Origin of the sequence: Ekhidna sp. (genome assembly GCF_965247405.1) — a bacterium.
Classification (GTDB): Bacteria; Bacteroidota; Bacteroidia; order Cytophagales; family Cyclobacteriaceae; genus Ekhidna.
In genome coordinates this window covers 2,739,362-2,763,370 of record NZ_OZ252014.1, presented here as the reverse complement: position 1 = coordinate 2,763,370, position 24,009 = coordinate 2,739,362, and the positions used below count along the sequence as shown (strand labels likewise).

The window sequence follows — 24,009 nt, the reverse complement described above, 5'->3', positions numbered from 1 at the left end:
CAACCGGTTACAAAAAGTGTTTGTTTCGTAACCTATGTAGGGCTTTGGTAGTCAAAGCTGGAAATGGACATGAAAACTGAGGCTGAATTGATCGATCGAATACTAAAAGGCGAGTGGCGCCATTATGCCATCCTCGTGGATAAGTATGAAGCCCGGGTCTTCAACTATGTGAATTATCTGATGGGTAACCGAGAAGATGCCGAAGAGATTGTGCAGGACACATTCGTGAAAGCATACCGATTCCTGAAAGAATTCAGAGGCGATGCTTCTTTTTCAACCTGGCTGATTCGTATAGCTCACAACACTTGCCTGACGTTCTTTAGAAAGAAAAAGCCGGAAAAAGTATCGCTGGATCAAGTTGACAATAGAGGAACAGACGATCCGGATCCCTCTGATAATCTTGACGCAGATAACAGACAGTATGTACTTAAATTGGCACTGGCAAAATTGAAGACCGATGAGCGATCAGTAGTCACTTTGTTTTACTATCAGCAACTTTCTCTCAAGGAAATTTGTGATATAACAAACTTCAGCCTTTCGAATGTGAAAATATTATTACACAGAAGTAGAAAAAAGCTCTTGGAGATTTTAAAAGAAATGGGCGTTAAACAATCAACTTTATGAATGCCATAAATCAGGAAGAAAAAATATTGCGAGACCTTTTTAAAGCAGGTGAGGTTCAAACACCTCCATGCATGACTGAAAAAGTGATGCACAAAATCGACAATAACACGAAAATCTTTGAATATGAACCCGTAATTAGCAAAAAAGGCTGGACCGTGATCGGAAGTGCATTTGCGGCGATATTGGTTTTACTAATAGCTAAAACCGGAGGGTTTACTATTCAGTCGCCCGAACTACTCCAATTTATCAGTGAGAATTTCAGCGGGTTAGGTAAAATTTTATCATTCGAATTAGATATTCCTACACTTCGATTTCCTGAAATTCCATCCACCATGCTCATTTCCATTGGTGCACTCAATATTATAGGCATCTACCTGATTATTAGCTACAAATGGCAAAAAAGGATGTTTAGGCATTAGAATAGAATTAAGAAATCAACTAGATGCATTTTTACAGGATCCGACATAGAATATGTCGGTTTATACATTGAAGCACAAAGACATTGAAAAACCATCCACCTCATAGCGAATGGAAATAGTGGATTGGTTTATTTGCGATCAGCAACCAATTAACCCTTCAATCAAAACAAAAAAACCACCCACCGAAAACGGCAGATGGTTCATGTCTTATAATAAAAATGAAATTATACCTGGCTTAGTCCACCATCCACGGCCAGCTCTACTCCATTGACGAATGAAGCATCAGAAGATGCCAGGAACAATACCGATTGTGCCAACTCTTCTGATGAACCAAATCGTCCCAGCGGAACTTGCTGAGCAAACCCAGCACCCATTTGTTCTACCTCGGCTTGTGCCATTCCCATCTTACCGTAGATAGGAGTTTCAATCGGGCCCGGAGCGATACTCACCGTTCTGATCTTACGTGCTCTCAATTCACTAGCCAAAATCCTCGTTAAGGTTCGAAGAGCCGCTTTCGTAGATGAATACACGCCCGATCCATCAAATCCTTTGTGGTGTACTACAGATGTATTGCTGATAATAACAGCCCCATCATTCAGATGCGGAATTGCTTCTTTAATCAGGAAAAAGGGCCCCTTCACATTAATATCAAATTGTGAATCAAAGTGCTCTTCAGTAATTTCTTCCATCGGCATGAAGTAAGCTACTCCTGCATTGGCAAATAAAATGTCAATTTTCCCAAACTCTGCCACCGTCTGGCTTACTACTTCCTTTGTTTTGGCCACATCAGCAGCATCTGCAAGGATCGTTTTCACCCCACCACTAATTTCGCTGGCGGCCTGGCTTAATGCTTCCTCTCTTCGTCCGGTGATTACTACCTTGGCTCCTTCTTTTACGAATAGCTTAGCAGTGGCCAATCCGATTCCACTATTTCCACCCGTAATCAGGGCAACTTTTCCATCTAATTTTCCCATTGTTTTTTTTATTTAGGTTTTATTTGAAATGATCAGTCCAAATAACGAGTATATTGAAACGATCGTTTCATAAAAGATGAAAAAAATTATAAAACAGATATAATTTCATCTGTGACCGCCTCCAAATTGGGTTCAATCTTGCTTGTAATGCGTAACCCCTGAAGACAGGAAAACAGATAAAGTGCGAGTGTTCGCGATTCCTTACTATATGAAATCTCTCCTTTTTCCTGCGCTTGTTGTATAAGTGTATTGAACGCATCCACTACCCGATCCATGTTGTCTATCAGAAAATCTCTGATTTTGGGATCGTCGCTCATTTCGGAGGCACAGCTGGTAAGCATGCAGCCTTTCTGATTACCCGATCGGATATCGTCACTGATGCCTTTAAAGAGTGATATGATTGCTTGCTTAGGCGATTTAGCTCCTGCAAAGGACTCCTGCAACATTTCATTCTGTCGCTGCTGATATTGTTTGAGTGCCTCTTCAAACAAAGAGAATTTATCCCCAAAGGAGTTGTAAAAACTGGAGCGGTTAAGTCCAGTTACATTAACCAGATCCTGCATAGAAGTACCATTGTAGCCTTTCTTCCAGAAAAGCTCCATCACGTTTTCTACTACTTTCTCTCGATCAAATGTTATGGACTTGGGCATATACTGAAACAAACGTTTCAGATCAAAGTTAGTTTGTTTTTTTGCCATGTAAAAAGTGGATAACTCTTTCCGATTTTTCTCTTTTCGATTAAAACAACCAATTATTTTTGGCGACTATTCTACAAACAATATGAGACACGAAGAACGAATTGCAGGGGAACTCAATCTATCGCCCAGACAAGTAACAGCAACGATCAATTTACTAGACGAGGGAGCCACCGTTCCTTTTATCTCCCGGTACCGAAAAGAGGTGACCGGTAGCCTGGATGACCTTCAGGTGGCTGGCATCCGTGATCGTATCCAACAACTTCGTGACCTGGACGCTCGAAGAGAGGCCATCCTAAAGTCCATCAAAGAGCAAGAAAAACTGACACCCGAGCTTGAGAAAAAAATCAATGAGGCCGAAACGATGGCGAAGCTGGAAGATCTATACCTTCCCTACAAACCAAAGCGAAAAACACGTGCCTCTGTTGCGAAAGAGAAAGGACTGGAGCCATTGGCTATCAAAATACTCGAGCAAGGCAACTTTGATCCGTTAACGGAGGCCAGCCAGTATGTAAACCAGGAAAAGGGTGTGGAATCCGAAGAAGATGCATTGCAAGGTGCAAGGGATATCATCGCTGAAACGATCAACGAACATGCGGAAACGCGACAGCAAATTCGCGAACTTTTTATGAAGAAAGGCATCATTGCCTCCAAGGTGCTGAAGAGTAAAGAAAAAGACCCAGAAGCCCAGAAATACAAAGATTATTTCGAATGGGACGAGCCGATCGCAAAGATTCCTTCTCACCGGCTATTGGCCATTCGTAGGGGTGAAAAGGAAGGCTTTCTTTCCATGAACATTACTCCGGAAGAAACCGAGGCACACGCAATTATTGAAAAAGAATTTTTGAAAGCCCACAACGAGGCTTCCGAACAGGTAACAACTGCGATCAAAGATTGCTATAAGCGCCTGATGAGTGTCAGCATCGAAACGGAGGTACGCATGGAGAGCAAGAAAAAGGCTGATGAGGAAGCTATTTCTGTATTTGCAGAAAACCTGAAGCAATTGCTAATGGCTGCTCCATTGGGGCAAAAAGCGGTGATGGCCATTGATCCTGGCTTTCGAACCGGCTGTAAGGTGGTGTGCCTAGATAAGCAAGGGAAATTGCTGGAATTCACGGCAATCTACCCGAATGAGCCACAAAAAGATGTGACCCGAGCCGGTGAAACAGTGAAGCACCTGGTGGAAAAACATCGAATTGAAGCGATTGCCATAGGTAATGGAACAGCCAGTAGAGAGACCGAGAATTTTGTGAAAAAACTGGGACTGCCGTCCAATGTGATCGTAGCAATGGTGAATGAAAGTGGTGCTTCTATTTATTCAGCCTCTGAAGCTGCCAGAGATGAATTTCCGAATGAAGATGTAACGGTAAGGGGTTCTGTATCTATCGGTCGAAGAATGATGGATCCTTTAGCTGAGCTGGTAAAAATCGATGCAAAATCCATCGGTGTGGGTCAGTATCAGCACGATGTGGATCAAACGGCATTGAAAAAATCACTTGACGATGTGGTGATGGCTTGTGTGAATAATGTGGGTGTTGAGTTGAATACAGCAAGTAAGCAACTATTGACCTATGTGTCCGGATTAGGGGCGAGCATCGCAGAAAATATCGTGAAGTACCGAAATGAAAATGGGCCGTTTAAATCACGGGAGGCCTTGAAGAATGTTCCAAGATTAGGGGGTAAAGCCTTTGAACAGGCAGCCGGATTCCTACGTATCGAAGGAGCAGAAAACCCATTGGATAAAAGTGCGGTACACCCTGAACGGTACAAAACAGTAGAGCAAATGGCTAAAGATGCGCAAGCCACTGTGAGAGACTTGATGACTAGCGCTGAACTACGAAAGAAGGTGAACCTAAAGGATTATGTTACTGATGAGGTAGGATTACCTACTCTTAAGGACATCATGGACGAGTTGGACAAGCCAGGTCGTGATCCTCGGGATCAATTTGAAGCGGTTCAATTCCAGGAAGGCGTCAATGAAATCACCGACCTAAAAACCGGAATGAAGCTACCGGGTGTAATCACCAATATCACCAAGTTTGGGGCATTTGTAGATGTGGGTGTACATCAGGATGGATTGGTACACATCAGCCACTTGTCAAATTCATTTGTTTCCGATCCCGCGCAGGTAGTGAAACTGGGACAGAAAGTGCAGGTGACTGTATTGGAGGTAGATGTCTCCCGAAAGCGAATTTCACTTTCCATGAAAGGCGATGCTCCGCCAAGGCCAAAATCACAAAAACCAAAACCCAAAAAACAACAGGAAGAGCGTCAACCTGAAGGCGACCTGCAAGCCAAGTTGGCCATGCTGAAAGGAAAGTGGGGGAATTAGCCTGATTTAATGGTTTTAAACGTAGAGAAAGGTCGAGTTTAAAATCTTTCTCTACACATTTATTTTTGTTCATTTCTTGGGTTTTTGAAAGCATTGTTCAGACGAGTTTTACACATCACTCCAAAAAAAAATATTTGGATTTCATAAAAAACCGCTATTCTTGCATTTCAGTAATGAAAAGTTTTAACAACAATACTATCAATATAAGGCGCAGCTCTAGGCGCTTCAGGCGGTCATAGCCTGGTATCAAACTGTTGTTTAGCGCAATAGGCGCTTCACTTTTCAATTCACTTTTTATTTTCCTGAATCGAGTTATTGTCCAAGGCATGTCGTGGATTAAGGTTTAACCTAATTCACCTTTTTGGCGATTTCATCGATTCGCAATTTTATCATTTAATGAAACATTTCCTGGAGGTTGGGGACCTTACAAAATCCGAAATCGAGTATGTACTCCAGTTGAGTTCGTACCTCGATGAAACACATGAAGACGCACTTCATCAAACAAATGTCTTATTCTGTTTTGAGAAGCCTTCATTGAGGACAAAAGTCGGTACCGAAGTTGCAATCAATCAACTTGGGGGCAGGGTCATCCACATTGATCCAATGGCATTTCTTGGTGGTAAGATCATGCACGCAAAACCCATTCCCAGTCATGATGAGCGAGAGTCCTTAAAAGATACGGTATTGAACGTATCCAAATGGTGTGACGCCATTTTCACCCGGGTGTTTTCACATAGCACACTGCTTACATTGTGTAAATATTCGGAGATTCCGATCATTAATGCACTTTCTGATCTGCACCACCCGATGCAGGCATTGGCAGATTTCAGAACGATTCAGCAGGAGTACGGAGATGAAAAAATCCCGATAACATTTATAGGTGATGCTAATAATGTGGCCAAATCGCTTATTGAAATGGGAATTATGCTTGGATACCCAATGGGGTTTTGTGGACCAAACGCTTTCGGATGGTCAAAAGAGCAAGTCAATCATTACAAAAGCCTGTCTTATAAATATCAGGGTTCCTTTCAATATTATGACAATGCACATAATGCTGCGCTGAATAGCATGGTCATCTATGCAGACACCTTTGTGTCCATGGGTGAAGAGGGGCAGTATGATGAAAAAATGGAAGCTTTCAACGGATTTCAGATAAATAGTCGGTTGATGAGCCTGACACCAGACGAGGCTTCTTTCATGCACTGCCTGCCCGCACATCGTGGGGTGGAAGTTACCAATGAGGTGATTGACTCCAATAAGTCGCTTGTGTACCAGCAGGCAGAAAACAGAATGATCGTCTCGAAAGGGCTTTTCACTTTCCTGATCAAGGAAAAAGGAACACTTAAAACAATAGAAAAAACAACCATTTACAATTAGAAATCATGAATACGAAACATATATTTTCAAAGACAGCTTCTCATGAAGCAATAAAGGGTGAATTTGATACATGCCTCCTTCTTTACTCCGGTGGTTTAGATACCAGCGTCATGCTAAAATGGATTCAGGAACAATATGAATGCGAGGTAATTGCACTCACCATTGATCTTGGTCAAACTGCGGATGACCTGGAGGATATTAAGCTGAAAGCGCTGAAACTGGGAGCTAAAGAAGCTATCGTATATGATGCGAAAGAGGCATTCGCCGAACTCTGTGCAGAGGCGGTAAAAGCCAATGCAGACTATCAGGGTGGCTATGCACTTGGGTGTCCGCTGGGTCGTGTGGTTATTTCCAAAATAGCCATTGAAGTGGCTAAGGCGCATGATTGTGAAGTAATCGCTCATGGCTGCACAGGCAAAGGCAATGATCAGGTGCGGTTTGAGGGGTACATGACAACCCTGAACCCTGAAATAAAGATCATTGCACCTGTTCGTGAGTGGGCCATGGGGCGTGAAGAAGAGATCGCCTATGCTGAACAACATGGCATCCCTGTGATTCAGAAAAAAGAAACGCCTTACTCTTATGATGAAAACATGTGGGCCAACACCGGTGAAGGTGGAGAAATCGAAGATCCAAAACTCATCCCCCCACTTGAAAAAATTCTGAAGTGGTGCAATACGCCCCAACAAGCTCCGGATGAATCGTTAGAACTGAAAATCCATTTTGAGCAAGGCGTACCTGTCGCATTAAATAGCATTGAAATGCCACTCGAAAATTTGATTCAGCACTTGAACGAGGTGGGTGGTGAGCATGCGGTTGGATATTTTCACCTAATAGAAGATCGAATCGTTGGTTTAAAAGTGAGAGGAGTCTACGAAAATCCTGCGGCCCATATATTAATTCAGGCCCATAAAAACCTGGAACAGCTTGTCTCAACACGGGAGGAAAACGAACTCAAGCAATTCCTTGACAGCAAATGGTCCTATCTCTGCTATGGCGCCAAGTACTTCGAGCCGGTTATGGACAATATTCGAGCGTTTATTGACAAACAGAATGAAAAGGTTACCGGGGAGGTGATACTCAAACTATACAAGGGTAATTGCGAGGTGGTGGCTCTGGATTCTCCAAACTCACTATTCGACCACAACCTGGCTACTTTTAACAAGTCTGCTGATTTTAATCAAAATGCATCGCCCGGATTCATAGAGCTGTGGAATCTTCCACAGAAGACAGCTTATCAGGTGAAGTTGAAGAATGACCTTAAAGCAGCGTTGGTATGAGTAAGCTCTGGGAAACTACACTAAGCAGCAATGAGACTTCCAAAAAAGTGGAAGCTCTGACAGTGGGAAATGACTACCAACTAGATATGTACCTGGTGCCTTTCGACGTGAAGGCTTCCATTGCCCATGCTCATGGACTCCAGTTGATTGATCTCCTAACTGAAGAGGAATTCGGGAAGATAAAATCCTGCCTCCATCAATTGCTGGAGGATTATGAATCGGGGGAGTTTATCATTGATCAAAATCAAGAGGACTGCCACACGGCCATTGAAGAATATCTAACCATCCGACTGGGTGATATCGGGAAGAAAATCCATACCGGAAGGTCTCGTAATGATCAGGTGCTGACAGCTTTGAGATTATATGAAATTGATCAGATTCAGCATGTATTGGAAAATGCGATATTGGTTGCTAAAAAGCTTTTATCATTTGCAAAAAAGCATGAGTTTGTGCCTCTTCCTGGTTACACTCACACCCAACCGGCAATGCTTGCATCGGTTGGTATGTGGGCCGGATCTTTTGCTGAAATGCTAAGTAATTCCATGAACCTGCTTCTGCAGATCAAAGAGATGATCAACCAGTGTCCTTTAGGCACTGCAGCAGGATACGGTGTGGATTTACCACTGGAGCGAAATTCCGTTTCAAACATATTGGGATTTAAGAATCCTATTACGGTAGCGATGACTGCACAGCATTCCAGGGGTAAATGGGAATCGACGGTGGTGCATGGTTTGAGTAGTATCACTGATACACTGGCTCATTTCGCGAATGACTTAATCCTCTTTAGCTCATATGATTTTGGGTTCTTTTCGTTTGATGAAGGATTAACTACAGGGTCATCCATCATGCCTCAAAAGAAGAATCTGGACCTGGCAGAACTGATGCGAGCGAAACATCAAAAGCTGTTAAGTCATCAATATTTTTTGAATCAGGTTACTACTAATCTGCATTCCGGTTATCATCGGGATTTACAGCTAACTAAGGAGCCGGTTATTGATTCATTTACAATTTGTAATGAAATTCTTCAGGCAAGCGAGCTCCTGATAGATGGATTGTCAGTAAACGAAGAAAAAATCAATAAGAAAATCCATTCCGAAATTTTTGCAGCGAATGAAGCCAATAAGCTCGTATTAGAAGGCATGGCCTTTCGGGATGCTTACCAGGTAATTAAGAAAAACCTAAAAAAGGTGAATACTTCTGAATTTGAGGAATACCTCAAACAATCAACCCATCTGGGAGGGACCGGAAATTTAGGATTAGAGATAATCGAAAAGAATCTCAATGAGATATCCGTGCATTAAACCAATAAGCAAAGGGAGGAGCAATCCTCCCTTAATTTCTCAATCACTTAGGATCATCTCTTCCTTGGCCAAGGCAATCGGAATATTCCCGATACTATTCAGTGTATCAAAGAAATCTTTTAGCTTGAATGGCTCACCCGCTTTTTCCTTTTTCAGCGCATACCCCATCATGGCATCTTCCAGTAGATATTTTCCAGTGATGTAGCTGGTACCATAGCCAGGCTGACGCAAATACAAATGCTGTTCAAAGATGAGTAACTCTTTTTCTGTTTTCATCCAGCCTCGGGGGGTGTACTCCGAATGGATTTTTCCTGCTTCCTCCATTGTCATTTCATTTGCGTGAGCATACAATGAACCCAATCCTCGCGCCGCTCTTTGAGCAATCATGATATAAACAACCTCTCGTACCCTTGGGTCATCGTCATACAAGCCTGCATCCATAAACATTTCTTCCACAGCGGTAGCTGTTCCCTCATTTCGACTGTCGAAAATATTGTAAAGTAATGGCCCTCTTCTGATGGGGCTTTCATGTGGTTCTATATCCATTCTAGCCAACTCAAACCAATGATAGAAATGGGAATACAGCGGTCTCGGATCATGATGGGCCGTGATCCAAAAGAAGTTTCGTGTTTCTTCAGGCACAAAAGATCCAAGATGTTCCCTCAAAGCAGGATCGAAATAATCCTTAACAGTCACGATGGAGTCCTGATCCAGAAATTCAATCAAACTTTTTGCTGCCCGATCTGCCAGGTCATCGTAAGCCTCTTCTGATTCAACAGGTTGTAACTGAGGTACGTCTCTGTTTCGATGCTCTTCCAGCTTCAGTGCTGACCAGGCTCGTGCCAATTCTCTTTTGAGTATCATCACCTCGTCCTCCCATGTAAGTGGAACCAGATGGACATTTTGCAGATACCAGGTGTAATTTTCTTTACCTATTCCGGATGGTCCGGTTTTATAAGCAACCTGTTCTTTCAGCCAGCCGATAAAATCATCCGTTGAAGAAATCGCGTCATCTATGGCACTGACCATCTCATCATCTTCAATGATGTCCTGCCACCTTTTGATCATTCTCAGGTTTTCAGACTGAAACTCTATCGTGCGAATCCCAGCTATCCAGAGGTCTCTCGCATCTCCTGTGAGGTTTGTTTTTGCCTGTTCATTCAGCACTGGGATCACTTTTAAGTCGGCTAATAATTGATCTCTTGAAGGAATATCCAATGGAAATTCATATTGCCAAATCTCCGTTGTTCCGTGATGAGTGGGCCCTTCGTGTGCCGGCACATCGCTACGATACATCCAAAGGGATTTGTAAAAGGCCGGATCTCGTTCCCACGGTTTCAGAATCCGATAATTGAAATCATACCCATTCATCTCAGCCCATACAATTTTCCAGTCAATCTTTTCCGCTGCTGACCATCCCGCAGTATCCATGGCAAGCAGTTTATTTTGGAGCTCCCTGAACGCTTCATATCGTTCATCGAATGTCTCCTTGCGATAATCGGGAGCACCATTTAAAAGTGGAGGGTCTTCAAAGTCTCGCCATTCAACAAAAAGATCGATCAGGTCGTCATAGTCTGCCGCAGATTTCTCTATTGCATCTGTTCCAGAAGTGGTATCAATAGACTGATTGCAAGCAAAAAGTGAAAGAATTAAGAAAAATCTCAGTAATCTCATCGGATAATTGTCAGGTATCCGATAAAGATAAGCATCAGTCAACGTTCTTCCACCATGAATCTAAATCACTGCTATCTGATAAAGACACCATCTGCCCAACCTGCGGAGTGAATAATGGGATGCATTCCGCTTTTGCTTTTTCAGTTAGTCGATTTACCGATTCTTTCCATGGATGGAGCGCTAGATCAAACTTTCCCCAATGGATAGGCATCAATAGTTTCCCTTTCACATCGAGATGTGCCTGGGCTGTTTCCTCCGGAAACATATGAATTTCACTCCACCCTTCGTTGTAAGCCCCGCACTCCATAAATGTCAGGTCGAATGGGCCATACTTCTCACCTATTTCCTTAAATCCGGGAAAGTATCCACTATCTCCACTGAAATACATCTTCTTGTTTGATCCAATAATTACCCACGAACCCCAAAGCGTCTTAAACCGATCACCAAATCCCCTACCGGAAAAATGTCTGGTTGGAGTTAATGCGAGTTTCAGGCCTTGAAACTCTATCTCATCCCACCAATTCAATTCTCTAATATGCTCGGGCATAACCCCCCATTCTTCTAAATGAGCCCCTACTCCCAGAGGGATATAGAATCGGTCAACTTTATCATTCAACGCTTTAATTGTTGGATAATCGAGATGATCATAATGGTCGTGAGACAAAATCACTGCATCAATTTTTGGTAATTCCTCAATCGTGATATGGTGTGAATAGTCAAATCTTTCTGGTCCCATAAAAGAAAACATCGAAGCACGTTTACCAACAATAACAGGATCAATCAATAAGGTTACGCCATTGATCTTCATCAAGATAGTAGAATGACCAAACCAAACAAATGCAAGGCTATCATCAGGAATGCTATCAAACTCATCCTTATCAAAAGTCTGAACTGAGATTGGCTCTTTGGGATTCTTCATACTCTTATCCTCAAACAGATAGTGCTTAAGTGGCTTTCTTATCATCTCCCAGGACATCTCCATCTTCGTTTCTACGGTGTTTTGAAATTTTCCATCAATGAAATTGGGGGCTTTTTGCATCCACTCCAGACGATTGCCTGATGGCTTACCTCCGATCTGTGGTGCAGTACGAAAAAAGATGACTGTAGCAACCAGGACTAGAATCACTATGGTGAATAGAATAAGCATGATCCGTTTGAATAATTTCATAATATTTTGCAAGGTAAATACATTTTCTTATTTTTGTAAGTGATTACTCACTTTTATGACTGAAAAACAAGAGAATATAATCAATGCCGCCTTGGCTCTTTTCGCTGAAGAAGGGTACAAGAGTACATCTACGAGCAAGGTGGCAAAACGGGCTGGCGTATCGGAGGGATTAATTTTTCGACATTTCTCAAATAAAGAAGGTTTGCTGCAAGCAATCCTTCAACTCGGTGAGGAACGAGCCAAAGATTTATTTGCGGATATTGTATTGGAGCCAGATCCTAAAGAACTACTAAAAAAGTATGTAGAACTTCCAATCAAAGTAAAGAACAATAAAGCCGCTTTGGAATTTTGGAAGTTGCAATTCAAGATCAAATGGGAGCTAGAACTATACGGAGAGCATAAAATGGCTGAAGTTGAGGAAGCCCTTATTCGTGCGTTTGATCAGCTCAGATATAATCATCCCGATAAAGAGGCCAACTTACTAATCACACTAATGGATGGTTTGGCCACCCGGGGCATCCTTCAGGAATCTTATGAAATGGATGAAACCGTTCGATTTTTAAAGCAGAAATACAAATTATAAAAAATTTACATACAAAATAAGTGATTACTCACTGATAAATAAAATATTATGAACAATAAAATTGCATTGATTACCGGGGCATCATCCGGAATAGGAAAAGAGCTTGCGCACATCCATTCTGAGCAAGGTGGAGATGTTGTGATCGTAGCACGTAGTGAAGAAAAACTGAAAGAGCTTAAAGAAGAGCTGGAAAAGAAACATGGTATCACCGCACATGTAGTAGTGAAGGATCTTTCTAAACCAGGGGCCGCTAGAGAGCTTTATGATGAAGTGAAAAAGCAGGGTATTGAAGTGGGTTACCTAATCAACAATGCTGGTTTTGGAGGCGTTGGTAAGTTTCATGAGCGAAATATTCATGACGATCTTAATATGATCAATTTGAATGTATCAGCACTTACTGAACTGACCCATTATTTCCTTCAGGATTTCGTGAGAAGCAATGAAGGAAAAATTCTTAATGTTTCATCTACTGCCAGCCTCCTTCCGGGTCCGTTACAGGCTGTGTACTATGCAACTAAAGCTTTTGTAACCTCTTTTAGCAATGCATTGGTAGAAGAACTGAAGGATACCAATATTACCGTAACCAACCTGATGCCTGGTGCCACGGAGACTGATTTTGGTAAAGTTTCCGGTATGGATAAGACTGATTTATTTACTGATTTGACAAGTGCACGAACAGTAGCGGAGGATGGATATAATGCCATGATCAAGGGAAAAATGGATAAAATATCTGGTCTTAAGCTTTCTCAAAAAATCATGATGTCATTCCTGCCAATCACTCCCAAGAAAATTGTGATGAGGCAGGTGAGACAAATGCAAGAGATAAAGGACTGATGAGTTTCCTATCGCTTTCGTAAAAATTTAGCCATCATCTTTTCAAACTGCCTGGAAACAAGGGATGGAAACCATTTCTTGAAAAAATAGGCTCTTCTTGCTTCTTTAGGATGAATGATGTGGAATTTACCGTTGGCTGCCTGCCCTAAAACAGTTTGTGCCATTTCTTCTGCATCGGTGGTCGAGTGGTGCATCTGCTTTTCAGCAAAATGCACAAATGCCTGAGAGCCTTGTGCCTGACTCATGATATTGGTCTTGAAAAAAGTTGGCGTAACTACACTCACGTGGATATTCTTTGATTTCAATTCGTGATACAGTGTATCCGAAAGTGCATAGACACCAGCCTTGGACACATTGTAGGCGGACATACCCGGGGCATTCATGAATCCTGCTGCACTTCCAATGTTGATTATCGTTCCGGAAGATTGGTTAATCATCCATGGAATGAAATGGTGACAACCATAGTACACTCCTATCAGGTTGATTTGAATCATGCGCTCCCACAAATCCGGTTTGTAATCCTGAAAGAATTCTCCGTCCCCGATACCCGCATTGTTAATAACCAAATCAACCACGGAGGTATTTTTTTGGATCGCCTCTACGGTTCGTTGGTAGGATAACTTATCGCTTACGTCCAGCTCATAGATGTGCACTTCCCGGGCTTCTTTCAATTTGACTTTCAACGCTTCAAGCCCAGAGCTATTGATATCAGATAAATGGAGCGACCATCCATTTTCAGCTAGTAATCGGGCGAATGATGCACCCAGACCTGATGCAGCTCCGGTGATGAAAACTGTTTTATTTGGATACTTGCTATTCAGTTTTTTCAAAGTGGTCATCGATAGGTAATTAGGTTGCGATTGTGATCCAGGTGACTGTAATCATTATATGTACTTAAAGAAAGTCCATTCTTTCCAACAAGTACTTTGGTTACACTGCTATTAACCAACCTCCCTTGCAAGTCAATAAACTGTTCGTCTTTAAGGGATAACAACTGAATCAAAATCGCTGAAATGGGACCACCGGAAGTAAATACCCAGGCGTTCTCTCCGCTCTTCAATTGATCTGCTAATTCTTTTAGGGCTTTCCAGCTATTTTCTTTGAATAATTGCCATTCCAGCACGTATTCCTTCTCCCCTTTGATCCAGTCAGAAATGGAATTATTAAGTATCTGCTGTAAGGATCGCATGGGATTTTCTTCCTTCATCAGGTGATCCCCTATCACACTGTGATCCGTGAATTTTGGGTTGTACTTAGCCAACAATTCCATGTGGTCGTATTCGTTCCAGCGATCATCTAACGTAAACGATAATTTTTGTCCGTAGCTTTCCAGGGAGTGATCCACTGATTTTCTATGTCTGATCAGGGAGCCGCTTATAATTTTGGAAACGGATTGATTACGTTCCTTCAATGCTTTCCCCAGTAGCTGAGCTTGTCTAGCACCAAGCTCTGATAGCTGATCGTAGTTTTCTTTCAGGAAACCGGCCTGACCATGACGAATTAGGTAGATCATCCCCATAATTATCGCTTTTGCTTCATCACATTTTCACAGGTTTTTATCAGGTAGATAGAAATCATCCAGAAGTTCTTGAATGCCTTGTTTTTGGTAAAGCCCTTTGAATATCGATAATAGATCTGCTGTGCAATGCCGGCCAGGCGAAACAGCCCGTACACTCTGTAAAATCGAAAATCCTCTATGGTTCTTCCCGTCTTTTCAGCATAATAATCGATAATTTCTTGTCTTTTCATCATTCCCAGGGCATTGCTTGGCTGTCTCCGCATTGATTTGATAAAGAAATTATCATCTTCGTGCACCCAATAGGCCAAACTGCTTCCTAAATCCATCAGAGGATCGCCAATAGCAGCCAACTCCCAGTCCAACACGCCGATGATGTTTGAAGGATCAGTCAGATCAAGTACCACGTTATCCAGGCGAAAGTCATTGTGAATGACACACAAATTTTCTTCCTCAGGCATGTTTTGCTCCAGCCATTTCATCACTTTCTTTCCAGATGGCACATTCCAGGTTTTTGCATCTGCAAATCGCTTGTTCCACCCATTGACCTGTCGCTCCACATATCCTTCACCTTTTCCCAGATCATCCAGACCATGTTTTTGATAATCCACCTGATGTAGTTCGATCATTTTATCCCAAAACGAACGACACAGGTTTTTAACCATTGCCGAATTCCATTCTACTTCTCGAGGCAGGTTTTTTCGGGGGATCATTCCTTCTAATCGTTCCATCAAATAAAAGGTAGACCCCAGCACTTCCTCATTCTCACAAACAGCGATCATCTCCGGAACATAGGAGTAATGTGGCTTTAATTTCTTTTGAAGATAATATTCCCGCGGCATGTTATGCGCTCCTGCAGCTTTTTTCCCCAAAGGAGCTCTACGCAGGATCAGGTCTTGATTCTCAAACTGCAATCGATAGGTCCAGTTGGAGGCACCTCCGGAGAATTGAGTGACCTTTGGATTTCCTTCCAAACCCTGCACGTGCTCATTGATCCATGGAAGAAGTCGATCCATATCCAGTTCTTCACCCGGACGCTGCTCCTTTTCCATGGCTATGAGAGGTATTTTTTAAACTCTAACCGAGAAATCATTCGTTGGTGCACTTCGTCAGGACCATCCGCCAGCCGCAAGGCCCTGGCCTGAATAAAAAAGCTAGTCAGTGGAAAATCATCTGAAAGACCGGCTCCACCATGAATCTGCATAGCCATATCGGTCACTTCCTGTAAAACATTTGGAGCAACCACCTTAATCGCAGATATCTCGGTCATGCTTTCTTTTACCCCAGCCTGATCTATTTTCCATGCAGCATAATGCGTAAGCAACCTGGCTTGATCGATATCTATTCGTGCTTTCGCAAATCGTTCAGAGTTCCCTCCTAATTGGGCCAATAATTTACCAAACGCCTGACGTGTACCACTACGAATAATTGCTAGTTCCAATGCTCGCTCTGCCGCACCAATGCAGCGCATACAATGATGAATTCTTCCGGGTCCCAATCTGCCCTGAGCAATTGCAAAACCAGCCCCAAAATCCTGAATGAGATTTTCTTTCGGTACCCGTACATTTTTAAAATGCACCTCACCATGTCCTGCAGGGGGATCGTATGCTCCAAAAGTGGTTAGCATACGTTTGATTTCAACACCTGACGCATCCAGTGGCACCAACACCATGCTGTGTTGCTGGTGCTTGTTCTCTGAACCTTTCGTCTTTCCCATCACAATAGCCACTTTCGCATTTGGGTGTCCCAGTCCTGTCGACCACCATTTTTTCCCGTTAATGACAATGTCGTCTCCTTCCGGCTCGATGGAAGTTTCAATATTCGTTGCGTCGGAGGAAGCAACATCCGGTTCGGTCATGCAGAAGACAGACTTTATCTCGCCTGTGAGTAGTGGTTTCAGCCATTGCTCTTTTTGCTCTTCACTTCCAAAATGATAGAGTACTTCCATGTTTCCCGTATCGGGAGCATTGCAATTAAAAATCTCTGCAGAATTATACACTCGTCCCATCTCCTCCGCAAGGGGAGCGTATTCCAATACGCTAAGTCCCTGACCTAGTTCTGAATCCGGTAAGAATAAATTCCAGAGTTTCGCCTCCTTCGCTTTAGTTTTCAGGCTTTCAAGCTTTGGGTGTTCGGTCCAGTTTTGCCAATTGCCATCAGCATTGTGTTTCTTATGATATTCGATGTATTCCCGTTCGAAGGGAAATACATACTCCTGCATAAAGGATTTTAATTTTTCAAGATACTCCTGAGATCGCTGAGATGGTTGAAAATTCATATTGAATGACTAAAATTTTCGAAGCATTTTGGATGTCATAAATGGCATTAAAAGCTTGAAGAAATACCATGGCCAGAATGGCACATAGGCGTTCGCTTTTTCTTTATTGATTGCTTTCACAAGCAGTTTTGATCCTTTATCCAAACTTATAATGAAAGGCGGCTTCTTTTCCACTTTATCAGTCATCTCAGATTCGATGTAGCCCGGAAAAATAGATGAAACCTTTATGGGTCGTTTTAAAACGTCTATGCGAACTCCTTCAGCCAGACTTTTAAGTCCTGCTTTGGTTGCTGCATAAACGGTCATTGCAAATGGATAACCTCTGAATGCCGACATGGATGAAATCGCTACCAGGTGCCCATGATTTTGCTCCCTGAAAATTTCCATTGCAGCCTCCATTTGACTGATTGCTCCGCAGAAATTAGTAACGGCAGTTTGCATGTTCGCCTCAGCATGTCCTTTGCCCAATGATGCACCTTTCCCCATCCCCGCGTTCACGATCACCCGATCCAGTCGTTCTCCCACATCATGAAAATCCTGATTGAACCCATTAAAAACATCGAACACCTGCTGGGCATTTGTCACATCCAATGAGCGCAGAAAAACCTTGCAATCAGGATTAATTTCATGAAGCTCTTTTTTCAATGCCTCCAGGTTTTCAACTCTTCGGGCACATAAGGCCAGGTTGCATCCTTGTTTAACAAACTCCTTAGCCATGCCTTTTCCCAGTCCTGAACTGGCACCTGTTATTAATATGTTTTTTCGTTTCAAATTCAATTCGCTTGGAATGACTCTCAAAATAATTCTTAATGATTGAATATCATCGATCTTCCAGTGAATAAATTCCCAGCACCCTCCTATTTTATTTAAACAAACTGGTTTTGAGAGCCGTTACATTAAAGTAGATTTTAATGTCATGAAGTACCTAACGTTTATTTTTCTCCTTTTCGCAAATGAGCTAAATGCTCAGATTACATTCAAGAATCTGCAATCTTTTGACAATCAGTCATTGGATTTTAAAAGGGATCATTTTTCTAATAGGAATCTTTCTCCTCTTCAAATCAATTTACCGAGTCAATCCCTGATCAGTCAGGAAATCACCCCTGATGATTTCAAAATAATTACACCCCAACAATATAACCTTACAAACTACCCGATGAGGGATCTTGCTAAAATGGATGACCTTTTGTTAGGAACTTCATTTTCGAACACACTGCAACTTGGAAATCAACAAATTCAAACCACCTACATTTTTGATATCAGAGGAAACCTGAGAGGTTATCGAACAAATTTTTCTTTCCGAAAAAAGGATTAAGTTAAAATCAACCTTTACCTCTTCAAAATATTAGCAAGCTTCCTGATCACTCGATCAAGGTTGTGTGCATTTTGTTTCAGTTCCTCAATCCTTTCAGAATTGGCCCTGTCCTCTACATGATCAACAAGCCCCATAATGTTCGTTAAAGGTGCTCGTACCAAATGAGCATTTATAAATGAGTATTCGATAATGCGTTGATTTTCTCTGTGCAGATCCTTTGTGTGTCGTTCTGCTACTTTTTCAAGGTTGTTTTTTATTGCCGAAATATCCCTATTATAAAGCTCCATTTCGGCTGCTTTTTGACTAAGCTTTCTATTAAGGTTTCTTATCACCTCATTCTGTCTTATCAACGCTTTTTGTTCCTTATCAAGAGCTCTTTTGAATGTGGCCATCAGCACAATTACAAGTACCAGATTGATGAAAAAATCAAACACCAAACCAGAGTAAACAATCTCTTCATTGACAGGTATTAAATCTGTAGTAAGCAATAGAACTAACCCAGCTAAACACGCAGAGAAGATGTAACTGGTAATTTTTGTTGTGATCAGGACAATCAAAACTAAGATGATGGGAAATACATAAGGGCCTGCGCCATTGATCCCCCCTGAAGAAATCCAGAAAAACACAAATCCTATTACAATCAACACACAAAAGATATTGATCAGAGCATTCCGATTCTTTGTCTTCCCCTGCAACCAAATCATCAGTAAACAAATAACAAAAAAAGTCGCGTCGATTATTAAAGGAACACCAAAAGACTCATTGAGAACGTCGAAGATCATATTCATTACGAAATAAGGGATCGCGATGAACAGTGTGATTAGAAAGAGCTGATGTTCAAGGCTTTTGACTGCTATTTGTTTTCTAAGCGAATTCATTTACCCCCTCCTCGATCTTTCCACTTAAGTTAGACATTTCCTTTTTCAGGTTATCACCAGACTGAATGATCAATTGAACAATATCATCCTCTTCCTTTTCCAGATCATCAATGCACTGAATCGTATTTTCATATGTTTCGTACAGTTCGGTGATGGATAAAGACAGGTATTGCTCCATCTGATTTTTATGGCTTCTAAGAAGTTTGTTTCCGTTCCGTACCTTCTCGTCGAGCTGTGTAGTCAACTGCTCCAGATCCTCCTTTTGTTTAAGTAAGTAGGAATTTTTTTCAGTTATCTCTCTATTCTTTGCGTGCAATGACTTAATGCCGGATGCAAGAGATTTTTTTCTTCTTACAAATTCATTTTTAGCATATAAGATGAAAGCAATTGTTCCGAATGATGAGAAAATGAAGTTTAATGATCCGTTACCGATAGGTATAAAATTCTCAAGGAAATGGTATTGGTATTCTATTGCAACTAGAGCCAAGAAAATAGCTACTACAAATACAGCATTAAGAATGACCGACCATCTAAAATTGAGTGTCAATGAAATAATGATAATACTTGCATAGATGTTTATCTCCGATGAATGTACTAACCCCTCCCCGTCAAAAAACATCCAAATCATCATCCCAACAAAAGGGACATAAAAAGAAAAAACTAATAAAGATGAATGAATTCGTTTAGTGATACCGATATAGCATCCATAGATAAATAAAACAACCAGACATAAATCCAGATAAAAATCAGGGCCTGTACTCGTTTCTGTCAAATCCCTTATGACTTCCAGGACTGCTCGTAGCAAGCCAATCCCACTGGCTACAGTAAGTACGTTATATTCAAAAGTATTTCTATGATCCTTAGCCAAGGTCCGTTATTGTATTTTCAATCAGTTAATGACAAACCATTTTAAAGATCAAAAATTATCGTTTGTTTTTCTAATCAATTAAACTTTTTCGGTCATTCGCCTTCTTTTTTAGATAGATGGATAATACAAAAACAAAAAAGCTCACCGATTAGGTGAGCTTCAAGGATTTGAATAGTTCGACAACTAAATATTATTGACTATCTGATTTAAACTTTGGCTCGGCCTCATTGCAGCGGTAGCTTTTGCATCACTAGGTTGATAATATCCTCCAATATCTACAGGCTCTCCTTGTGCAGCAAGTAGCTCTTCGTTGATTTTTTCTTCATTAGCCGCCAACTGTCGATAGACGTCTTCAAAAGCTGTTTTCAACGCAGCATCCTCCTCTTGGTTGGCCAGCATCTCTGCCCAATACATTGCCAGATAAAAGTGACTACCTCGATTGTCAATCTCATTCACCTTTCTCGATGGAGACTTATTCTCTTCAAGCAGTTTTGATGTAGCATTATCAAGCGCTTCGCCTAAAACTTTTGCTCGTTTGTTACCGTATTTTTCGCCCAGGTGATCCAATGACACAGCAAGAGCTAAGAATTCACCCAGTGAATCCCATCTTAGGTGACCCTCTTCTACAAATTGTTGAACATGCTTTGGTGCAGATCCTCCTGCTCCTGTTTCAAAGAGTCCTCCACCATTCATCAGAGGAACAATCGACAACATTTTCGCACTTGTTCCAACCTCAAGAATTGGGAATAGGTCAGTTAAATAGTCCCTCAAAACGTTTCCTGTAACTGAAATGGTATCCTGACCTTTTCTAATTCTATCCACCGAAAACTTAGTGGCCTCTATTGGAGACATGATGTGAATTTCCAAACCTGAGGTATCATGATCCTTCAAATACGTTTCCACTTTTTTGATCAGCTCTGCATCATGCGCACGATCCTTATCTAACCAAAAAACAGCAGGAGATCCTGTCGCCTTTGCCCTATTCACTGCCAGCTTCACCCAATCCTGGATAGGCGCGTCTTTTACTTGGCACATGCGGAAAATATCCCCAGTGTGTACCTCTTGTTCAAGAAGTATATTTCCATCCGCATCCACCACATGTACTTTGCCAGGCTTATCAAATTGAAATGTTTTATCATGCGATCCGTACTCTTCAGCTTTCTGAGCCATCAGACCAACATTTGGAACACTCCCCATCGTGGTAGGATCGTAGGCTCCATTCTTTTTACAATCATCAATTACTGCCTGATAAACACCAGCATAAGAGCGATCCGGGATGACGGCTTTCGTATCCTGCGTTTTGTTGTCTTTGTTCCACATTTGACCGGATGTTCGGATCATGGCCGGCATAGATGCATCTATGATTACATCACTTGGAACATGTAAATTGGTGATTCCTTTGTCAGAATTAACCATAGCTAATGCCGGACGGGTTTCATATACCTTTTCTATGTCTGCTTCAATCTCTTTTCTTTTAGCCTCATCCAGCGATTGTACTTTATTGTAGACATCTCCAATTCCGCTGGTCGGATCTACACCAATTTCCTTGAACAAGTCAGCATGCTTCTCAAAAACATCCTTGTAATACACCTCTACTGCCGCACCAAAGATGATAGGATCTGATACCTTCATCATGGTTGCCTTCATGTGCAGAGAGAAAAGAATATTCTTCTCTTTCGCATCTTCAATCTCCTTCTCGATGAATGACTTCAGCTTAAACATGTTCATCACAGAAGCATCAATCACCTCGCCTGCCTGGATCGGGAAGCTTTCTTTTAAATCAACTGTTTCCCCATCCTGACCATGAAATTTGATTTTTACATGCGTCTCATTCACAACCGTGGTTGACTTTTCACTGCCGTAAAAGTCACCCTCGCTCATACTGGCAACATTCGATTTAGAATCTGCACTCCACTTACCCATGGAGTGTGGGAACTTTCTGGCAAAGTTTTTTACTGCTTTAGGTGCTCTACGATCAGAGTTTCCTTCCCTGAGCACCGGGTTTACCGCACTGCCTTTTACCTTATCGTATCGCGCTTTAATGTCCTTTTCCTCATCGGTTTTTGGCTCCACTGGATAATCAGGTAATGCATACCCCTGAGATTGAAGCTCTTTGATAGCGGCTAGCAGCTGAGGAATGGAAGCACTAATATTTGGAAGTTTGATAATGTTCGCTTCTGGTGTTTTTGCAATTTCCCCTAATTCTGAAAGTGCATCCCCGATTCTTTGATCTTCAGATAGGAATTCAGGAAAAACTGCAATGATTCTTCCTGCAAGTGAAATATCCCGTGTTTCAACTTCTACACCAGCTTTGCCGGCGTATGCCTGAATGATCGGCAGTAAAGATTTGGTTGCTAAAGCAGGTGCTTCGTCGGTGTGTGTGTAAATGATCTTCGCCATCTTCTATCAGTATCGTTTTTTAGTTATTTAAATTCAGTAATTCAATTGTTCTTGGTTTCATCAGCCCTAGGCTGTTAGTAACTCTCTTTTTCGTTGGGGAATTTTTGGGATTTAATGTCGGAGACGTAGTTTTCAAAAGCCTCACTCATGATCTTATTCAAATCAGCATATTGGCGTAAAAAACGCGGTTTAAAGTCTTGGGTAATGCCAAGCATGTCATGAACGACAAGTACCTGACCGTCTGTATCAGGGCCTGCTCCGATCCCTATCGTTGGGATAGAGATAGATTCGGAAACTTTCTTAGCTAGCTTGGAAGGTATCTTCTCCAAGACAATTGCAAAACAACCCAGCTCCTCCAGGATTTTTGCATCTTCCATAAGTTTTTGAGCTTCCGCCTCTTCCTTGGCCCGGACGGTATAAGTGCCAAACTTGTAAATGGATTGAGGAGTTAATCCCAGATGTCCCATTACGGGGATACCGGCAGAAAGCACACGACTGATGCTCTCTTTGATTTCAACGCCACCTTCCATTTTTACCGCATGACCTCCAGATTCTTTCATGATACGAATACATGATCGCAAGGCTTCAGATGAGCTGCCCTGGTAACTACCAAAAGGCACATCTACGACTACAAGTGCACGATTAACAGCTTTTACTACCGAGGTTGCGTGCCAGATCATATGATCCAGGGTGATGGGGAGTGTTGTTTCATTGCCAGCCATTACATTGGACGCACTATCGCCCACTAATATGACATCTACCCCGGATTGATCAATGATTTTAGCCATGGAGTAATCATAGGCTGTTAGCATTGATATTTTCTCACCTTTGGCTTTCATTTCCTGAAGCTGATGGGTGGTTACGATTTTAACTTTTCCTTGTATACTCATGGCGTAAAAATGGATGCGCAATTTACTAAATCACGGATGGACTATAAAATGCACTAATTGGGTGTGGCATTTTATTTGATATAAATTGGAAACATTAATTCAAATGACAATGAAATTACTTTCCGTGCTTTTTGTGTTTTTCGCAGCACTACTGTCTAACTGTCAGGAACAAGTACAAAGTTCAGAAGTTATCGAAATTGAATTTGGGACCAGTTTTGGCATGTGTGCGGGTTATTGTATCCAAACATTAAAAATATCAGAGCAAGAAGTTTCCAAAACAGTAATCCCTCGAATGGATCAAAACCTTACGGAAAAAACGTGTAGTGCCGCTAGCAATGGTTTCAGCTCACTTTTATCAAAAGTGGATCTTGTTGCATTTATGGATCTTGAAGAAACCATTGGTTGTCCGGATTGTGCCGATGGTGGAGCGGAATGGATCAAAATTAGCACTCCGGAAAGGTCAAAGAAAGTGACTTATGAGTTTGGTAAAGAGCCTGATGCTGTAAAATCCTTCATTGGTGACATAAGAGAACTTTATGATCAATTGGGTGAATGTGAGTAATCCACCTGCTAAATGTTCTCCTCTTACAGATTAAATTGCCC

23 protein-coding genes are annotated in these 24,009 nt (G+C 41.8%); 10 read left to right on the top strand and 13 right to left on the bottom strand.

Annotated elements, in window-relative coordinates; genetic code table 11:
* The first annotated feature begins 69 nt into the window (after positions 1-69).
* Positions 70-624, top strand: a complete 555-nt coding sequence (locus tag ACP14Y_RS12550) for an RNA polymerase sigma factor (protein ID WP_424963306.1) — start codon at positions 70-72, stop codon at positions 622-624.
* Positions 621-1,043 carry a hypothetical protein gene (locus ACP14Y_RS12545; protein WP_424963305.1) on the top strand — a complete coding sequence of 141 codons (423 nt, stop codon included), beginning with the start codon at positions 621-623 and terminating at the stop codon, positions 1,041-1,043. Before ACP14Y_RS12550 ends, ACP14Y_RS12545 begins: the two co-directional genes overlap by 4 nt.
* A 224-nt stretch (positions 1,044-1,267) precedes the next feature.
* On the opposite strand, the gene ACP14Y_RS12540 is transcribed toward ACP14Y_RS12545, so the two are convergent.
* Both ACP14Y_RS12540 and ACP14Y_RS12535 read right to left on the bottom strand, forming a co-directional pair.
* Complete coding sequence (locus ACP14Y_RS12540; protein ID WP_424963304.1) at positions 1,268-2,017, bottom strand: glucose 1-dehydrogenase; 750 nt, start codon at positions 2,015-2,017, stop codon at positions 1,268-1,270.
* 86 nt (positions 2,018-2,103) lie between these two features.
* The gene (locus tag ACP14Y_RS12535; RefSeq protein ID WP_424963303.1) at positions 2,104-2,715 is read right to left on the bottom strand and encodes a TetR/AcrR family transcriptional regulator; all 612 of its coding nucleotides are present in this window, start codon (positions 2,713-2,715) and stop codon (positions 2,104-2,106) included.
* An 82-nt stretch (positions 2,716-2,797) separates the two neighbouring features.
* Between ACP14Y_RS12535 and ACP14Y_RS12530 the strand changes: the two genes are divergently transcribed.
* The 4 genes from ACP14Y_RS12530 to argH all read left to right on the top strand — a co-directional run bounded on the left by ACP14Y_RS12530 (position 2,798) and on the right by argH (position 9,002).
* The gene (locus ACP14Y_RS12530) at positions 2,798-5,044 is read left to right on the top strand and encodes a Tex family protein (RefSeq protein ID WP_424963302.1); all 2,247 of its coding nucleotides are present in this window, start codon (positions 2,798-2,800) and stop codon (positions 5,042-5,044) included.
* Between the two features lie 396 nt (positions 5,045-5,440).
* A complete protein-coding gene (argF, locus tag ACP14Y_RS12525; RefSeq protein WP_424963301.1) occupies positions 5,441-6,421 on the top strand; it encodes an ornithine carbamoyltransferase in 981 nt (326 codons plus the stop codon).
* A 5-nt stretch (positions 6,422-6,426) separates the two neighbouring features.
* Positions 6,427-7,701, top strand: coding sequence for an argininosuccinate synthase (locus ACP14Y_RS12520; protein WP_424963300.1), 1,275 nt, complete (start codon positions 6,427-6,429; stop codon positions 7,699-7,701).
* A complete protein-coding gene (gene argH / locus ACP14Y_RS12515; RefSeq protein WP_424963299.1) occupies positions 7,698-9,002 on the top strand; it encodes an argininosuccinate lyase in 1,305 nt (434 codons plus the stop codon). The genes ACP14Y_RS12520 and argH overlap by 4 nt, the downstream gene beginning before the upstream one ends.
* A 39-nt stretch (positions 9,003-9,041) precedes the next feature.
* On the opposite strand, the gene ACP14Y_RS12510 is transcribed toward argH, so the two are convergent.
* Entirely contained in the window at positions 9,042-10,676 is a 1,635-nt protein-coding gene (locus ACP14Y_RS12510; RefSeq protein WP_424963298.1) for a hypothetical protein, read from the bottom strand.
* A gap of 34 nt (positions 10,677-10,710) precedes the next feature.
* Positions 10,711-11,844, bottom strand: coding sequence for an MBL fold metallo-hydrolase (locus ACP14Y_RS12505; RefSeq protein ID WP_424963297.1), 1,134 nt, complete (start codon positions 11,842-11,844; stop codon positions 10,711-10,713).
* 55 nt (positions 11,845-11,899) lie between these two features.
* Between ACP14Y_RS12505 and ACP14Y_RS12500 the strand changes: the two genes are divergently transcribed.
* Together ACP14Y_RS12500 and ACP14Y_RS12495 are read left to right on the top strand one after the other, a co-directional pair.
* On the top strand, positions 11,900-12,427 hold the full coding sequence (locus ACP14Y_RS12500) for a TetR/AcrR family transcriptional regulator (protein WP_424963296.1): 528 nt from the start codon (positions 11,900-11,902) through the stop codon (positions 12,425-12,427).
* 48 nt (positions 12,428-12,475) lie between these two features.
* A complete protein-coding gene (locus tag ACP14Y_RS12495) occupies positions 12,476-13,261 on the top strand; it encodes an SDR family NAD(P)-dependent oxidoreductase (protein WP_424963295.1) in 786 nt (261 codons plus the stop codon).
* An 8-nt stretch (positions 13,262-13,269) separates the two neighbouring features.
* On the opposite strand, the gene ACP14Y_RS12490 is transcribed toward ACP14Y_RS12495, so the two are convergent.
* The 5 genes from ACP14Y_RS12490 to ACP14Y_RS12470 are packed head-to-tail and all read right to left on the bottom strand — an operon-like array spanning position 13,270 to position 17,826.
* Complete coding sequence (locus tag ACP14Y_RS12490; RefSeq protein WP_424963294.1) at positions 13,270-14,100, bottom strand: SDR family NAD(P)-dependent oxidoreductase; 831 nt, start codon at positions 14,098-14,100, stop codon at positions 13,270-13,272.
* Positions 14,097-14,774: a histidine phosphatase family protein gene (locus ACP14Y_RS12485; protein ID WP_424963293.1), complete on the bottom strand. Its 678-nt coding sequence runs from the start codon at positions 14,772-14,774 to the stop codon at positions 14,097-14,099. Before ACP14Y_RS12485 ends, ACP14Y_RS12490 begins: the two co-directional genes overlap by 4 nt.
* An 8-nt stretch (positions 14,775-14,782) precedes the next feature.
* On the bottom strand, positions 14,783-15,829 hold the full coding sequence (locus ACP14Y_RS12480) for a phosphotransferase family protein (RefSeq protein ID WP_424963292.1): 1,047 nt from the start codon (positions 15,827-15,829) through the stop codon (positions 14,783-14,785).
* A 2-nt stretch (positions 15,830-15,831) separates the two neighbouring features.
* On the bottom strand, positions 15,832-17,055 hold the full coding sequence (locus tag ACP14Y_RS12475) for an acyl-CoA dehydrogenase family protein (RefSeq protein WP_424963291.1): 1,224 nt from the start codon (positions 17,053-17,055) through the stop codon (positions 15,832-15,834).
* Positions 17,056-17,064: 9 nt separating this feature from the next.
* Positions 17,065-17,826, bottom strand: a complete 762-nt coding sequence (locus ACP14Y_RS12470) for an SDR family oxidoreductase (protein WP_424963290.1) — start codon at positions 17,824-17,826, stop codon at positions 17,065-17,067.
* A 145-nt stretch (positions 17,827-17,971) separates the two neighbouring features.
* On the opposite strand from ACP14Y_RS12470, the gene ACP14Y_RS12465 reads away from it, so the two are divergent.
* A complete protein-coding gene (locus ACP14Y_RS12465) occupies positions 17,972-18,370 on the top strand; it encodes a hypothetical protein (RefSeq protein ID WP_424963289.1) in 399 nt (132 codons plus the stop codon).
* A gap of 14 nt (positions 18,371-18,384) precedes the next feature.
* Here ACP14Y_RS12465 and ACP14Y_RS12460 read toward each other — a convergent pair whose 3' ends face one another.
* From ACP14Y_RS12460 to panB, 4 genes are all read right to left on the bottom strand, one after another.
* Positions 18,385-19,017 (bottom strand): hypothetical protein, encoded by a 633-nt coding sequence (locus ACP14Y_RS12460; RefSeq protein ID WP_424963288.1) that lies wholly within the window; start codon positions 19,015-19,017, stop codon positions 18,385-18,387.
* Positions 19,018-19,234: 217 nt separating this feature from the next.
* Entirely contained in the window at positions 19,235-20,116 is an 882-nt protein-coding gene (locus tag ACP14Y_RS12455; RefSeq protein ID WP_424963287.1) for a hypothetical protein, read from the bottom strand.
* Between the two features lie 183 nt (positions 20,117-20,299).
* Positions 20,300-22,516 carry an NADP-dependent isocitrate dehydrogenase gene (locus ACP14Y_RS12450; RefSeq protein ID WP_424963286.1) on the bottom strand — a complete coding sequence of 739 codons (2,217 nt, stop codon included), beginning with the start codon at positions 22,514-22,516 and terminating at the stop codon, positions 20,300-20,302.
* Positions 22,517-22,590: 74 nt separating this feature from the next.
* Positions 22,591-23,406: a 3-methyl-2-oxobutanoate hydroxymethyltransferase gene (panB, locus tag ACP14Y_RS12445; RefSeq protein ID WP_424963285.1), complete on the bottom strand. Its 816-nt coding sequence runs from the start codon at positions 23,404-23,406 to the stop codon at positions 22,591-22,593.
* Between the two features lie 109 nt (positions 23,407-23,515).
* On the opposite strand from panB, the gene ACP14Y_RS12440 reads away from it, so the two are divergent.
* The gene (locus tag ACP14Y_RS12440; protein WP_424963284.1) at positions 23,516-23,968 is read left to right on the top strand and encodes a hypothetical protein; all 453 of its coding nucleotides are present in this window, start codon (positions 23,516-23,518) and stop codon (positions 23,966-23,968) included.
* Positions 23,969-24,009 lie beyond the last annotated feature (41 nt).